Source organism: Flexivirga endophytica, from assembly GCF_014640635.1.
GTDB classification, from domain to species: domain Bacteria; phylum Actinomycetota; class Actinomycetes; order Actinomycetales; family Dermatophilaceae; genus Flexivirga; species Flexivirga endophytica.
The window spans coordinates 44,327-57,609 of record NZ_BMHI01000006.1; the positions used below are offsets into that span (position 1 = coordinate 44,327).

At 68.7% G+C, this 13,283-nt stretch carries 14 protein-coding genes; 9 read left to right on the forward strand and 5 right to left on the reverse strand.

Translation table 11 applies throughout. The features are described from left to right. Nucleotides 1-15 precede the first annotated feature (15 nt). Nucleotides 16-1,107, forward strand: a complete 1,092-nt coding sequence (locus IEX71_RS18575) for an alkene reductase (protein WP_188838572.1) — start codon at nt 16-18, stop codon at nt 1,105-1,107. 106 nt (nt 1,108-1,213) lie between these two features. On the opposite strand, the gene IEX71_RS18580 is transcribed toward IEX71_RS18575, so the two are convergent. Next, nucleotides 1,214-1,651, reverse strand: a complete 438-nt coding sequence (locus IEX71_RS18580) for a MarR family winged helix-turn-helix transcriptional regulator (RefSeq protein ID WP_188838573.1) — start codon at nt 1,649-1,651, stop codon at nt 1,214-1,216. Nucleotides 1,652-1,738: 87 nt separating this feature from the next. Next, entirely contained in the window at nt 1,739-2,671 is a 933-nt protein-coding gene (locus IEX71_RS18585) for an alpha/beta hydrolase (protein WP_188838574.1), read from the reverse strand. Between the two features lie 105 nt (nt 2,672-2,776). Here IEX71_RS18585 and IEX71_RS18590 point away from each other — a divergent pair, with 105 nt between their 5' ends. The 6 genes from IEX71_RS18590 to IEX71_RS18615 all read left to right on the forward strand — a co-directional run bounded on the left by IEX71_RS18590 (nt 2,777) and on the right by IEX71_RS18615 (nt 7,873). Beyond that, a complete protein-coding gene (locus IEX71_RS18590) occupies nt 2,777-3,232 on the forward strand; it encodes a MarR family winged helix-turn-helix transcriptional regulator (protein ID WP_188838575.1) in 456 nt (151 codons plus the stop codon). Nucleotides 3,233-3,344: 112 nt separating this feature from the next. Continuing rightward, a complete protein-coding gene (locus tag IEX71_RS18595; RefSeq protein WP_188838576.1) occupies nt 3,345-5,222 on the forward strand; it encodes an ABC transporter ATP-binding protein in 1,878 nt (625 codons plus the stop codon). A gap of 69 nt (nt 5,223-5,291) precedes the next feature. Continuing rightward, nucleotides 5,292-5,951, forward strand: a complete 660-nt coding sequence (locus tag IEX71_RS18600) for a hypothetical protein (protein ID WP_188838577.1) — start codon at nt 5,292-5,294, stop codon at nt 5,949-5,951. 15 nt (nt 5,952-5,966) lie between these two features. Then, nucleotides 5,967-6,614, forward strand: a complete 648-nt coding sequence (locus IEX71_RS18605; RefSeq protein WP_188838578.1) for an HAD family hydrolase — start codon at nt 5,967-5,969, stop codon at nt 6,612-6,614. A 124-nt stretch (nt 6,615-6,738) separates the two neighbouring features. Continuing rightward, nucleotides 6,739-7,122: a cold-shock protein gene (locus IEX71_RS18610; protein WP_188838579.1), complete on the forward strand. Its 384-nt coding sequence runs from the start codon at nt 6,739-6,741 to the stop codon at nt 7,120-7,122. A gap of 1 nt (nt 7,123) precedes the next feature. Beyond that, on the forward strand, nt 7,124-7,873 hold the full coding sequence (locus IEX71_RS18615) for a DUF3027 domain-containing protein (protein ID WP_188838580.1): 750 nt from the start codon (nt 7,124-7,126) through the stop codon (nt 7,871-7,873). Between the two features lie 53 nt (nt 7,874-7,926). On the opposite strand, the gene IEX71_RS18620 is transcribed toward IEX71_RS18615, so the two are convergent. Continuing rightward, nucleotides 7,927-9,081 carry a sensor histidine kinase gene (locus IEX71_RS18620; protein WP_188838581.1) on the reverse strand — a complete coding sequence of 385 codons (1,155 nt, stop codon included), beginning with the start codon at nt 9,079-9,081 and terminating at the stop codon, nt 7,927-7,929. Nucleotide 9,082: 1 nt separating this feature from the next. Further along, nucleotides 9,083-9,775 carry a response regulator transcription factor gene (locus IEX71_RS18625; RefSeq protein WP_188838582.1) on the reverse strand — a complete coding sequence of 231 codons (693 nt, stop codon included), beginning with the start codon at nt 9,773-9,775 and terminating at the stop codon, nt 9,083-9,085. 150 nt (nt 9,776-9,925) lie between these two features. On the opposite strand from IEX71_RS18625, the gene IEX71_RS18630 reads away from it, so the two are divergent. Then, nucleotides 9,926-10,444, forward strand: coding sequence for a DM13 domain-containing protein (locus IEX71_RS18630; RefSeq protein WP_188838583.1), 519 nt, complete (start codon nt 9,926-9,928; stop codon nt 10,442-10,444). Next, a complete protein-coding gene (locus IEX71_RS18635) occupies nt 10,441-10,956 on the forward strand; it encodes a DoxX family membrane protein (RefSeq protein WP_188838584.1) in 516 nt (171 codons plus the stop codon). Before IEX71_RS18630 ends, IEX71_RS18635 begins: the two co-directional genes overlap by 4 nt. Here IEX71_RS18635 and IEX71_RS18640 read toward each other — a convergent pair. Further along, entirely contained in the window at nt 10,863-13,274 is a 2,412-nt protein-coding gene (locus IEX71_RS18640) for a tetratricopeptide repeat protein (protein ID WP_188838585.1), read from the reverse strand. The two genes, IEX71_RS18635 and IEX71_RS18640, sit on opposite strands and share 94 nt — an antisense overlap. Nucleotides 13,275-13,283 lie beyond the last annotated feature (9 nt).

Here is a 13,283-nt window from a genome sequence, read left to right on the forward strand (position 1 = left end):
CCAGAAGGAAGCACCGTGACCAATCTGTTCGAGCCCCACCGCGTCGGCGACCTCAGCCTGCCCAACCGTGTCGTGATGGCGCCGATGTCCAGGGTCCGCGGCACCGCCGACGGGCTCGCCACCGAGCGCATGGCCACCTATTTCGCCCAGCGGGCCGATGCCGGGCTGATCATCTCCGACGGGATCCAGCCCAATCTCGTCGGCACCTCCAACCCGGGAGCTGCCGGCCTGCGGACCGAGGAGGAGGCGGTCTCCTGGAAGCCGGTCACCGACGCCGTCCACGTCAACGGCGGGCGGATCTTCGCCCAGCTGATGCACGGCGGTCGGGTCGGCCACGAGCTCGTCACCGGGGTGCAGCCGGTCGGACCCTCGGCGGTCGCCATCAACGGATCCATCTTCACTCCCGACGGGATGAAGCCCGCGCCGGTGCCGCGGGCGTTGGCCACCGGCGAGGTCCCGGAACAGGCCGGCTCGTATGCCGAGGCGGCGACCCGGGCGATCGGTGCCGGCTTCGACGGCGTCGAGTTGCACGGCGCGAACGGCTACTTGATCGGGCAGTTCCTCTCCTCGAACGCGAACCTGCGCACCGACCGCTACGGCGGCTCGATCGCGGGCCGCATCCGGTTCGCGGTGGAGGCGGTCGAGGCCACCGTCGACGCGATCGGCGCCGGTCGGACCGGCATTCGACTGTCACCCGGAGCCGGGCTCTGGGACGTGACCGAGGAAGACGTCCCGCAGTTGTATGACGCCCTGCTCGCCGAGCTCAACAGGCTCGATCTGGCCTACGTGCACCTGGAGGCGACCGCTGACGAGACCACCATGCTGGCTCTGCGCCGACGCTGGGACGGCGCCTTCATGGTCAACCCCAGCACCTGGCTGGTGCGGGGTGAATCGCCATACGGTCCGGTGCCCACCAATCGCGAGTCGGCCGACCACTGGCTGGGCCTGGGTGCGGACCTCGTCAGTTTCGGCCGCGCTTACATTGCCAATCCCGATCTCGTCGAGCGGCTCCGGCTCGGACAGCCGCTTGCCGAGGCCGACCCGGCCACCTTCTTCGGTGGCGATGACAAGGGGCTCATCGACTACCCGCCCTACCGGAAACCTTGACCGAGCGGACAGGAAACAGCCTGAGGGGATACGAAAATCAGCTGTTCCGAAGCCGATTTCGGTGTCCGGTCGGTGCGTATCCTGTCCGGTCGATCTGCGGGCAGCTTCAGTGCCGGTGGTGCGGCTCGAGGGCCCGGCGCAGCAGGTCGGCGAGCGTTTGCTGCTGCTCGTCGGTCAGGTGCCCGAAGAACTCGTCACCCTTCTGTGCGCGCACCCGCGCGACCCGTCGACGTAAGGCCCATCCTTCGTCGGTCAGGGTGATCGTCACCGCGCGTCGGTCGGTCGGGTCGGGTGATCGGCGTACGAGTCCACGTCCCTCCAACCCGTCGACCACCTCCGTGGCAGAGCGGGGCGCGATGTCCAGCCGCGCCGCGATATCGCTCAACCGTGGCGGGTGCTCGCCATACCGTTCGATCACGCCGAGCGCGCGCGACTGGCTCGGCGTCAGCCCGAAGGGCTCCAACTCGCTCCGGCTCGCGCGCCGCAGGGCGCGCGAGGTGTGCAGCACGAGCTGGGAGAGCGACAACTCCGGCTGGTCGTCCATGCGGGCAGTGTATGGCGCTCGGACGGGGTTACATCAAGGTGAGGCAACCTCACCACCGCTGCGCCGGCGGAGGCCGGCCGGCGGTGGTCAGCCGGCCACGGCCACAGGCTGCTCCGCGGGTTCGTTCCGCGCGCTGAGTTGCTCCTCGACGAAGCGGGCGACCCGGTCGAGGGCAGCGTCACCCTCGCCGAGGATCGCCGCGAACGCCTGGAAGACGTGCGCGACGCCGGGCGTGATGTCGAGGGTGACGGCGACGTCGTCGGCCGCGGCCTTGACTGCCAGGGCGGTCGCGTCGTCGAGCAACACCTCGTGCGAGCCGGCCTGGATGAGCAGCGGCGGCAGCCCGCGCAGGTCTGCGAACGCCGGGCTGACCCGTGGGTCGGTCGGTGCCGTGCCGGTGCCGTCGAGGTAGTCGCCCACCCGGTTGTGGATGGCCTGAGCGGTGATGTTGGGGTCGAGTTCGGACTTGCTCGCGAAGCTCGCGCCCCCGGCGGTGAGGTCCGTCATCGGGGACATCAGCACGGCAGCCCTGGGCATCGTCACCCCCGCGGTCCTGACTGCGACGAGCAACTCGACGGCGAGGTTGCCACCGGCGGACTCGCCGCTGACGACGACGGGTAGGTCGGTGCTCCGTAGCAGGGCACGGTAGGCGGCATTGACGTCGTCCAGTCCGGCAGGGAACGGATGCTCAGGGGCGAGCCGGTATTCGACCGACACGACGCTCATGCCGGTGCGGCGAGCGAGATCGGAGGCGAGTCCGAGTGAGCCGGCGGCCGAGCCGAGCGCGAAGCCGCCGCCGTGGATGTGGAAGAGGACGCCGCGCGGTTCGACACCGTCGATGGTCGCCCGGGCCACCGGCACGCCACCGAGCTCGTCGGAGCTGGTGAGGACATCCGAGGGCAGGGGCTGTTCGGTGAGCAAGCCTTCGAGGAGTGGACGCTGCACGGCGAGGTCGCCGCCGAGGTCGAAGGGCGCGTTGCGCAGCAGTTGGTCGACGAATTGGCGTTGTTGGAGGGTCATGGCTGATTCCTGTTCGTGAGGTGGGGTCGGCTGCGTGCCGGCTCACGAGATATAGATTAGCACTAATTAAATTAGTAACAACTTACTGCGTGTTAATCTACCTGGATGAACACGGAGACTGCCCAGCTGCGCCAGGTCTTCGACGACCTGGTGAGGTTCGAGACGATGCTGTGGGCGGCGGTCGACGAGCGCCTGCAGGCCGAGTGCGATCTGAGCCTGGGCAGTCTCAACGCCCTGTTGGTGATCGACGCCACGCCGGCCTGCCGTGTCCAGGACATTGCCCGCGCGGTGGCCATCACGGTCGGCGGGGCCAGTCAGGCCGTCGACCGGCTGGAGAGGTCGGGATGGTGTGCGCGCGAGTCCAATCCGGCCGACCGGCGATCTTCCATCGTCGTGCTGACTCCCGCTGGCGAGGCGCTCGTCCGGCGTGCGGGTCCGGTCTTCGACGAGGAGCTCGAGCGACTGCTGAGCGCGCCGCTGACGCCGCGCGCGCTCGATGTGCTCGCGCGGACCCTCGGCACGCTGCGCGGGGCGATCGCGGGCCCGTCGGCGCGGAAGTAGGTGCACACGGCCTGAGGATGCGGGCGTGCGGGAATGGTTCGGCGGTCGGTGTGGTTACAGGAATGTGAGGTAACCTCACCAATGCTTCCGATCGAAAGGCAGGTGCTGCCGTATGACGGCCACCACCACACTTCCCGGCACCCGCCCTCCCGGCGGCGGCCGTGGCGGACCGCCGCCGAGCGTCCGCGCGAGCCGTAAGAAGGACCCCGCCGACGTCGCCCAGCTCGAGCAACATCCGGTCCCGCTTCGCCGGATCGCTGCACTCTTCGGCCCGCACCGGCGCCCGCTCTCCGTCGTCACCGCCATCATCGTGATCAGTTCGTCGATCGGACTGGTCACGCCGTTCCTGACCAAGCACCTCATCGACGATGCCATTCCGCACCAGGACGTGCGGCTCCTGCTGATGCTGGTCGGCGGCATGCTCGCCGTCACCATCGTCACGCAGGCACTCGGCGTCATACAGACGTGGCTGTCGACCAAGATGGGCCAGCAGGTCATGCACGGGCTGCGCACCGACCTCTTCAGCCACCTGCAGCGCCTGCCGCTCGGGTTCTTCACCCGCACCCGCGGCGGCGAGGTTCAGTCCCGGCTGACCAACGACGTCAACGCCATGCAGGGCGTCGTCACCAACTCCGCGACCTCGGTCGCCACCAACATCACCACCGCCGTCGGCACCGCTGCTGCCATGGTCGTGCTCTCCTGGCGGCTCTCCCTGCTCAGCCTCCTCGTCCTGCCGCCGGCGATCTGGCTGACGCGTCGCGTCGCCCGACTGCGCCGCACCATCCAGTCCCGTGCCCAACGCGCCCTGGCCGACATGCAGACCCAGATCGAGGAGTCGCTGTCGATCAGCGGGGTGATCCTGTCCAAGACGGTCGGCTCCGGCCCGGCGCTGTCCCACCGATTCCACGAAACTTCCTCGGAACTCACCGAACTCGAGCTCCAGTCGCAGATGGCCGGGCGCTGGCGGATGGGCACCATGGCGATCGTGTTCTCCGCCATACCCGCGCTGATCTACCTGGCGGCTGGTCTGCCGGCAACCAGCGGCGGTATGACGATCGGCACGCTCGTCGCCTTCACAGCGCTGCAGTCGGCGTTGTTCCGACCGATGCTCGGCGTGCTCAACGTCGGCGCCGAGGTCGTGACCTCGATGGCGCTGTTCAGCCGCGTCTTCGAGTTCCTCGACATGCCCGTGACGATCGACGATCCGGCCGACCCGACGCCCGTCGACCCGGGCACGGCCCAGGGCGACGTGACGCTGACCGACGTCACGTTCCGGTATGACGGAGCCGACCGCAACGCGCTCGACCACATCGACCTGGAGCTGCCCGCCGGCAAGCAGGTCGCCCTCGTCGGCGCGACCGGCTCGGGCAAGTCCACCCTCGCCGGACTGATCTCCCGCCTGCACGACCCGACCGCCGGGGCGGTGCGCATCGACGGTGTCGACCTGCGGGACATGACCCTGCAGAACGTCTCCGCGCTGGTCGGTGTCGTCTCGCAGCAGAGCTACCTGCTGCACACGACGATCCGCGAGAACCTGCGCTACGCATCGCCGGACGCGACCGACGAGCAGATCGAGCAGGCCGCTCGCGCGGCCCAGGTCCACGACCTCATCACAGCGTTACCGGACGGCTACGACACCCTCGTCGGCGCTCGCGGGCACCGCTTCTCCGGCGGTGAGCAGCAACGCATCGCGCTCGCCCGGACCATCCTGCGCGACCCCGCCGTGCTGGTGCTCGACGAAGCCACCAGCGCACTCGACAACACGACCGAGCGCGCCGTACAACTCGCACTGGACGAGGTCAGCCGCGGGCGCACCACGCTGACGATCGCGCATCGGTTGTCCACCATCCAGGGCGCCGACCTGATCGTCGTCCTCGACGGCGGTCGCCTCGTCGAGCGCGGCACGCACGACGATCTGCTGGCGCGGGGCGGCCGATATGCGGCTCTCTGGAACTCCCAGTCGAACCGATCCGTCAGCACCAAATACTGATCCGGTGGACGTGACCGACGGCCACGTGGTCTGCTGACAGCTCCACACACCGGCAACCGGGAGACGACCATGCAGGTGCCCAAACGACGCGGTCTCGCGCTGACCATCATCGGCGCGGTGCTGATGCTGCTCATCGCGCCCGCCGCTGCCGGCATCGGCATCTGGAAGGGTGTTTCCGGCGGCATGAACGCCGTGAGCGACACCGCGTGGATCGAGCCGGGCAGGACGGTGCACCTGACCGGCGTCGACGATCAGACGATCCTGGTCGAAGGACGATACGAAACCGGCGAACCGCTGCCCGCCTGCGACGTCACCGGTCCAGGTGACCGGCGGATCACCGTGGACCAGGGCACCGCCCGACTGTCGATGGACTGGGGCGGCACCGCCTACACGCGGGCCGGCACCTTCCACCCGGTCGGTGCCGGTGACTACGCGATCGACTGCAGCGATCATCGCGCCAAGGTGATCAGTTCCGCTGTGGCCGACGACGTGGCGCGGCGTGTGCTGGTGCCGCTCGGCATCGGTCTGGGCATCGGCGTGCTCGCGTTCATGGCGGGCGTGGTGTTGCTGATCGTCGGCATCATCAAGCTGGTCAAGTCGGGGCAGGAGCGCTCCCGCGCCAAGGCCGCCGCCGCGGGCTGGCCGGGCTACGGACCCGGCGGCGGGCAGCCGCACGGACAACAACCGCCATACCCACCGGGGAACCCCGACGACCCCTATCGCCGCTGACGTATCGTTCGCGTCGTGTATGACGCCGTGTATGACGCTGACCGGCTCGTCGTCGGATTCGACCTCGACATGACCCTCGTCGACTCCCGACAGGGAATCGTCGACTGCATGCAGCGCACGCTGCGGACACGTGGCGTGACAGCCACCGAACAGCAGCTGTGGCCGCTGATCGGTGCACCGTTGCTTGACAACCTGGCGCTGTTCCTGCCGGACGACCAGGTCGAGGACGCAGCCACCGACTACCGGGCCGACTACCTCGTGCAGGCCATCGAGGTGACGGTGCTGCTCCCCGGTGCCCGCGATCTCGTCGATGCCATCCACGCCGCGGGCGGCAAGGTGCTGGTCGTCAGCGCCAAGAATCCCGCCGCGGTGCAGGCCGTGCTGGAGCACGTCGGCATCACACCGGACATCGTGGTCGGTGACCTCTTCGGTCATGACAAGGCGGGCCCGCTGAGCGAGCACCATGCGACGGCATACATCGGCGATCACAGCGGTGACATGCACGCAGCCGGCACGGCCGGCGTCCGTGCGGTCGGTGTCACGACCGGTCCGACAGATGCCGCCGCGCTGCTCGCGGCCGGCGCCGACGTCGTCGTGGACGACCTCGCCGAGCTGGTGCCACGCCTGGCCGATCTGGCCGCGGGAGCGCCCGCGGCGAAGTGACCTCTCCCGGATGGCAAACGATTCGATCGAATCGCCGCTGACGGGTTAATCTTGCGCCGCAAGCATCGCGCACACGCGGGCCACGCTTCCCCCTGAACAACCGCAACAATCAAGTAGGTGTCACGTGCCTTCCGGCAAGGTCAAGTTCTTCGACTCGGACAAGGGCTTCGGGTTCGTCTCCGGCGACGACGGGCAGGATGTCTTCCTGCCCTCGAGCGCGTTGCCGGCCGGTGTCACATCGGTCAAGGCCGGCACCCGCATCGACTATTCGGTCGCCGAGGGCCGTCGCGGCGCGCAGGCGCTCAGCGTCACGCTGCGCGACGCGTCCCCGTCCCTCGCCGCGCGCCACCGCAAGCCCGCCGACGACATGGCGATGATCGTCGAGGACCTGATCAAGTTGCTCGACGACCTCGGCAACGGCCTGCGCCGTGGCCGCTACCCCGACAAGCGGCACGCGGACAAGGTCGTGTCCGTGCTGCGCGCTGTCGCCGACGATCTGGAGGTCTGACGTGGCTCCCACGCAGAAGAAGGCGAAGACCGACAAGGTGCTGCTCGCCGCGATCGACCTCGCGCGCGAAGCGGCGATCAGCATCGCCGAGCCGGGCACCGTCGGCGAGCACGTCGGTGCCGTGATGCTTGGCGAACGGATCGTCATGCACTACTTCGAGTGCACCTCGCCGGGCTATGTGGGCTGGCACTGGGCCATCTCGGTCGCGCGTGCTCCCCGCCAGAAGTACGCGACGGTCTGCGAGACCAACCTGCTGCCGACCGACGCGGCAGTGCTCGCTCCCGACTGGGTCCCGTATGTCGAGCGCCTCGCCCCGGGCGACATCGGCGCCGGCGACGAGCGTCCGTATGTCGAGGAGGATCCCTACCTGGAGGCCGGTTTCGAGGCCACCGATGAGGAGGACGTCGACCGGGTGGCGTTCTTCGAGCTGGGTCTCGGCCGCCCGCGAGTGCTGTCCGCCGAGGGCCGTGACGCCGCCGCACAGCGCTGGTATGACGGTGACGCCGGCCCTCGTGCCGAGGTTGCCGCGCAGGCCAAGGCGCACTGCTCGACCTGTGGCTTCTTCCTGCCGATGCCCGGCGCGCTGCGTCAGGTGTTCGGCGTCTGCGCCGGTGAGTGGTCGCCGTCCGACGGCAAGGTCGTCTCGCTCGACCACGGCTGCGGCGCGCACAGTGAGACCGAGGCGCCCTCGACACCTCCGGAGACCGTCGACGCCCCCGTCCTCGACGAGTTGGCCCTCGACTTCTCGTAGCCCTTCTCCGCCGATTGACGGCTTCTTCGGCGAGTGACGGTCCAATTGGGCCGTCACTCGCCGAGGGAGCCGTCATTCGCGATGGTGGTGGGGAGGGTGACGCTGAGCCGGAAGCCGTCGGGCACGTGCTCGGCATGGATCTCGCCCCCGTGCGCTTCGACGATGCCGCGGACTATCGCCAGGCCGAGACCCGCTCCGTGCGTCCCGTGGTCAGTGGTTCGGGCGGCGTTCGCCCGCCAGCCCACGTCGAACATCCGGCCCAGGTCCTCGACGTCCACGCCGCTGCCATGGTCCATGATGCTGAGCACCAGGTGGTGGTCGTCGCTCGTGTGCGCCGAGATCACGATCTCCGAGTGGTCCGGGGCATGACGCACACCGTTGGCCAGCAGGTTGCCGATCGCGCGGGTGAGCTCGCGGGGGTCGGCCCACAGCATGTGTCCTTCGACGCCATGCTCGACGATGGACACTCCACGCGCCGCAGCGGCCGGCTGTATGTCGGAGACCGCGTCCGAGATCAGGTCGAGCAACACGACCAGCTCCGGCTCGAGTCGAAGCGTGCCGCTCTGCAGCGTCGACAACTCGAAGAGGTCGTCGACCATGTCGGTCATGGTGTCCACCTTGGTGCGGATCGTGCGGATGTAAGCCTCCCTGTCCGGGGCGACCCCATCGTCCAAAGCCTCTGTCATCGCACGCATTCCGGCCAGCGGCGTGCGCAGGTCGTGCGAGATCCAGGCGAAGAACTGCCGACGTGCCGCGTCCAGTTTGTCGACCTCCGAGCGTGCTGCGGCGAGCCGGGTGGAGGACTCGGCGAGCTGGGAATGCAGCTCGTTGAACTCCTTCAGCCCCGGTGTCTGCGGCTGGAGCACGTCGCCGTCGCCGATCCGCCGGGCCGACTCGACCAGGCTGCGCACCGACCTGCCCACGGTCTGATGCATCGTCACCCAGGCGGCGGTGAGGCTGACCACCGCAGAGACGCCGACGATCCAACACAGCACGGTCAGGTCGTGGGACGAGACGAACATCTCGAGCACCACCGCGACGACGGACGCGACGATCGACAGCACCGCGGCGGCAACGACGATGGTGACTTGCGAGGCCACGGAACCCTTTGAGTTCCAACGCAACACGGCCACGGCCAGCGCGGTCACGAGCGCGGTGCAGATCGCCGCGGTGAGGACGATCAGCGCAAGGTCCGGCACGGTGAGCATGTCAGCCCTTTCCGTAGGGCGTGAAGCGGTAGCCCGCGCCCCACTCGGTGCGCAGGTAGACCGGGAAACGAGGCTCCGGTTCGATCTTCTCCCGGAGCCGTCGGACGTGCACGGTGACCGTCGAGGCGTCGCCGAACGTCCAGCCCCAGACCTCGCCGAGGATGTCGTTGCGGGTCAGCACCTCGCCCGGTCGCTGCACGCAGAACAGCAATAACTCGTATTCCCTTGTGGTCAGCGCGATCTCGTCGTTGTCTCGCCATACACGACGGTGACCGGGGTCGATGCGGAATGCCCCGACGGTGAAGGGCTCGGCCGGCGCCGACGGAGAGTGACGACGCAGTTGAGCGGCCACTCGGAGCTGAAGCTCCTTCATCGAGAACGGTTTTGCGATGTAGTCGTCGGCTCCGTGCTCGAGACCACTGATGCGATGGTCCACAGCGCCTAGCGCCGTCAACATGATGACGGGTATGTCGGAGCGGCTACGCACGTCTCGGCACAGGTCGTCGCCGCTGACACCCGGCAACATCCGGTCGACGATCAGCACGTCGGGCAGGTGCTCGGCCAGCGCATCGCGGGCGCGAGCACCGTCGCTGAAGGAGGACACGTCGTAACCGCTCGACCGCAAGTAGTCGCCGACGACCCCGCGCACGGTCGGGTCGTCCTCGACGATCATGACGCGGGATCTGCTCTCCATGACGAAGACGTTACCCACCGGGGGTTGATCCGGCCGCCTTCCTTACGGCGATGAAAGATCCACGGCTCCCGATGACACGCGCTGCTTCGATCGGTTTCTGCCAAGGGGCTTGCCGAACAGGCGGCCGAGAATGACCAACGAGGAGACCTCATGCGTTCAAAAGCCTTCATCGGCACCGGATTCGCCATCGCTGCGCTCGCACTGACGGCATGCGGCTCGAGTGACGGCGGCGGCTCGGCTGCGTCGTCGACGCCGTCGAAGATGTCGAGTGACAAGGCCATGTCCTCCAGCGCTCCCATGTCGAGTGGGATGTCGAGTGGGATGTCGAGTGGGATGTCGAGTGGCAAGTCGATGATGGCCGACGCCATGGGCCACGGAACCTTCAAGGGGCTGAACGGCAAGCACGTCGCGGGCAAGGTCACGGTCGAGGGCCACACGGTGAAGCTGTCCGGCTTCTCCTCGGACGAGGGTCCCGACCTGCACCTCTACCTGGCCAACGGCACCGACGAGGCGGCGGTCGGCAAGGGCAAGGAACTCGGCAAGGTGTCCTTCGACAAGGCCACCCAGACGTTCGACCTGAGGGACGTGCAGGCCTCCGGGTTCACCGACCTGGTCGTGCACTGCGACAAGGCGAAGGCGGTCTTCGGTGCAGCCGCGCTGAGCTCATGACGACGGCGCTGGGGCGCCCACTGGCCTGGGTCGCCCCGGCGCTGAGTGGCGCGGTGCGGGTCGTGCTCGGTCTGCTGTGGGTGCGCGAAGGCGTCACGAAATATCGGGCACACTTCGGGCGCGCCGACATACTCCTCGTGGTGGACAGCGCGAAGCAGAACTCACGCGTGCCAGGGGTATTCAGCGATTTACTGGCCCAGAGTCTCGGCCGTGCACCGAGTCTCTTCGGGCTGATCGTGCCGGCCTGGGAGACCCTGCTGGGCCTGGCGCTCGTCGTCGGCATACTCAGCAGAGTGCTGGCGTGCGCCGCGATCGTGACGTTGATGACCTATTGGCTGTCGGACCAGCTCATCGGTCAATACCCGGTGATGGTCGTGTTGGCAGCAACGGTGCTGGCGTTCCCGGTGGCGGCGAGCACCTACTCGGCGTCGAGGGCGCTGAGCCCACCCCGGGCGCGCTCGATCTCCAGTTCCTCACCGATGCCGGAGGCCACGGACAGCGCCTCTCGGTAGAGATCGCGTGCGGTGTCGGCGTCGTTGGCTGCGACGAGTTGGTCGGCGCGGTTGTTCAGCACCGAGGCCAGTGTGTCCGGCGCATCGGCGGCCCGCGCCTGCTGCAGCGCCTGTTCCCCGAGTTGTTGCGCCTCCGCGATACGACCGCTGCCCGCGACGGCGGTCGACAGGTTGGTCAGTGCGTAGATCTCGGTGATCTCGTCGTGCTCGCTGTGCGCGAGGTCGAGGGCCCGCCGCGCGGCGATCTCGGCCTCGGCGAAGCGTCCCTCCTCGGCGAGCATCTCGGACAAGTTGCTCTGTGCGTTGAGTTCACGCTGTGTCCACCCGTGGACGACGGCGAGTTCGAGAGCGCGGCGCACCAGCTCGATCGCCTCGGGGTGGTTGCCCGAACGGCTTTGCGCGACAGCGAGATTGCCGAGCGCCACGCTGAGCCGGTCCGCGTTGTCGGCGGTCATCGGCTGGTCGTCGTAGAAGGTGACGATGCGCTGCAACATGGGCAGCGCGTCGTCATACCGGCCGGTCAGGGTCGCGACGATCGCCTGGCCGTTGAGCGATGCGACCTCGCCGCGGGCGTCGCCGGTCTCGTGGTGCAGCGCAGCCGACTGCGCCAGCAACGGCTCGGCATCTCCGAAGCGAGCGGCGCGGACCAGTGTCAGGCCGAGCAGACGTCGTGCCAATGCGCGACTCGGCACGTCGCCGGTCGCTTCGGCCGACTGCAAGGCCGTGCGGTGCATGCTGGTCGTCAGGTCGAGATCGGCACGATCCCACAGCGGCCAGGATGCGGCTGCTGCGAGCCGGACGGCCAGGGCCGGTCGGTGCTCGGCCGCCCAGGCCGCCGCGGCCGCGACGTTGCGATACTCCTGATCGAACCACCGGCGTGCGTCTTCCAGGGGTTGCATCGCGGTGGGAGGCTCGTCGAGCCAGAACCAGTCACCGACTGCGTGCGGCTTGGTGGCGGCGACGGCAGCCACGCACTCGTCGAGGTAGTGGTGCAACAGGCGCTCGACTGCTCGGTTGCGGTGACTGGGACTCAGCTCCCCGATCGCACGGCGCTCGCCGAAGGCGCGGACCAAGTCGTGCATCGACCATCGTCCGGGCACGGCTTCCCGCACCAGGTGACGCTCCTCGAGTCGCCCGATCTCGCGGCGCGCACTGGGCTCGTCCACGTCCAGCATGGCGGCGCAGGCTTCGGCCGAGAAGTCTGCACCGGGGTGCAGGGAGCACAGGAGGAAGCACCGTCGTTCGGCAGCGCGCAGCGCATCGACGCTCACGCTGAGAGCACCGACCAGGTCGGCGTCCGACTGCAGCAGGTCGAGCCGTTCGCGATAGGCCAGCACATGTTCGCTCAGCTCCCAATCAGCATGTGTGCGAAGGCGATTGGCGACGATCGTCAAGGCGAGCGGTAGTGCGCCGGCCAGTGTCGCGAGGTCGGCGAGCGCGGCTCTGTCCGCCTCGGTCGACGCGCGCCGCGCGGACAGGTGGGTGAGCAGCTCGACGGCTTCGGCATCGTCCAGCTCGTGCACCGTCATCGACCGTTGCCACGGGCCGGGCAGTGCATGCCGGGAGGTCACGATGACACGAGCGCTGCCGTCGGGCGGCAGCAACGGCACGAGTTGCTCGGTCGACGCGGCATTGTCCAGGACGAGCACGACCGGACGGGTCCGCAGCGCTGCGGCGAACGCGCCCGCCCGATCGTCCACATCGGGTTGCACGCCGAGCGCGTGCAGGAACGCCCGGAGCACCGATTGCGGATCAGCGGGCTCGGGGCCCGCGCCGAGCAGATCGACATACAGGCCGGTGGTGCTGTCACCCGATGCGATCATGCGGTGTGCCGCGGTCAGCGCGAGCGCCGACTTGCCGCTGCCGGCCAGCCCGCCGATGAAGGTCGGACCCGCCGACTCGAGCAACTCCTCGAGTTCCTGCGCCCGTCCGACATACGCCTCCGGCGCTGCTGGCAGCGCCACATCGGGCGCGGCCGAGCGCAGCGCCCGAGCGGGGGACATAGCGCGGCGTGTCGCCTGGCGCCATACGGAGGCCTGCTGGTCCGACGCCCCGAGAGCGCGTGCGATTTCGACGACCAGATCGACGTCCACCCGCCGCCGCCCGGGGCGGAAGTAGTCGTAGACGGTCACGCGGCCGATGGCCGCTTCATGTGCGGGTACGCCGCGTTCGAGGCGGGCCGCCCGCATCCGCGATGCGATCTGAGCGTATGACGGCAGGCCCGCCCAGTCCCGCAACGAGCCGAGGGCGGCGGCGATGTCGTCCCAGGAGGTCACCACGCCGGGCGTCGGCGGACGATCGACGCGCTCCTCGGTCATCGGATCCTC

Bases quoted from the DNA above. Each gene is read 5' to 3' on its own strand.
- IEX71_RS18600 (WP_188838577.1), top strand. From the start codon at position 5,292: ATGCAGGTGCCCAAACGACGCGGTCTCGCGCTGACCATCATCGGCGCG.
- IEX71_RS18585 (WP_188838574.1), bottom strand. From the start codon at position 2,671: ATGACCCTCCAACAACGCCAATTCGTCGACCAACTGCTGCGCAACGCG.
- IEX71_RS18620 (WP_188838581.1), bottom strand. From the start codon at position 9,081: ATGCTCACCGTGCCGGACCTTGCGCTGATCGTCCTCACCGCGGCGATC.
- IEX71_RS18625 (WP_188838582.1), bottom strand. From the start codon at position 9,775: ATGGAGAGCAGATCCCGCGTCATGATCGTCGAGGACGACCCGACCGTG.
- IEX71_RS18630 (WP_188838583.1), top strand. From the start codon at position 9,926: ATGCGTTCAAAAGCCTTCATCGGCACCGGATTCGCCATCGCTGCGCTC.
- IEX71_RS18590 (WP_188838575.1), top strand. From the start codon at position 2,777: ATGAACACGGAGACTGCCCAGCTGCGCCAGGTCTTCGACGACCTGGTG.
- IEX71_RS18635 (WP_188838584.1), top strand. From the start codon at position 10,441: ATGACGACGGCGCTGGGGCGCCCACTGGCCTGGGTCGCCCCGGCGCTG.
- IEX71_RS18640 (WP_188838585.1), bottom strand. From the start codon at position 13,274: ATGACCGAGGAGCGCGTCGATCGTCCGCCGACGCCCGGCGTGGTGACC.
- IEX71_RS18595 (WP_188838576.1), top strand. From the start codon at position 3,345: ATGACGGCCACCACCACACTTCCCGGCACCCGCCCTCCCGGCGGCGGC.
- IEX71_RS18580 (WP_188838573.1), bottom strand. From the start codon at position 1,651: ATGGACGACCAGCCGGAGTTGTCGCTCTCCCAGCTCGTGCTGCACACC.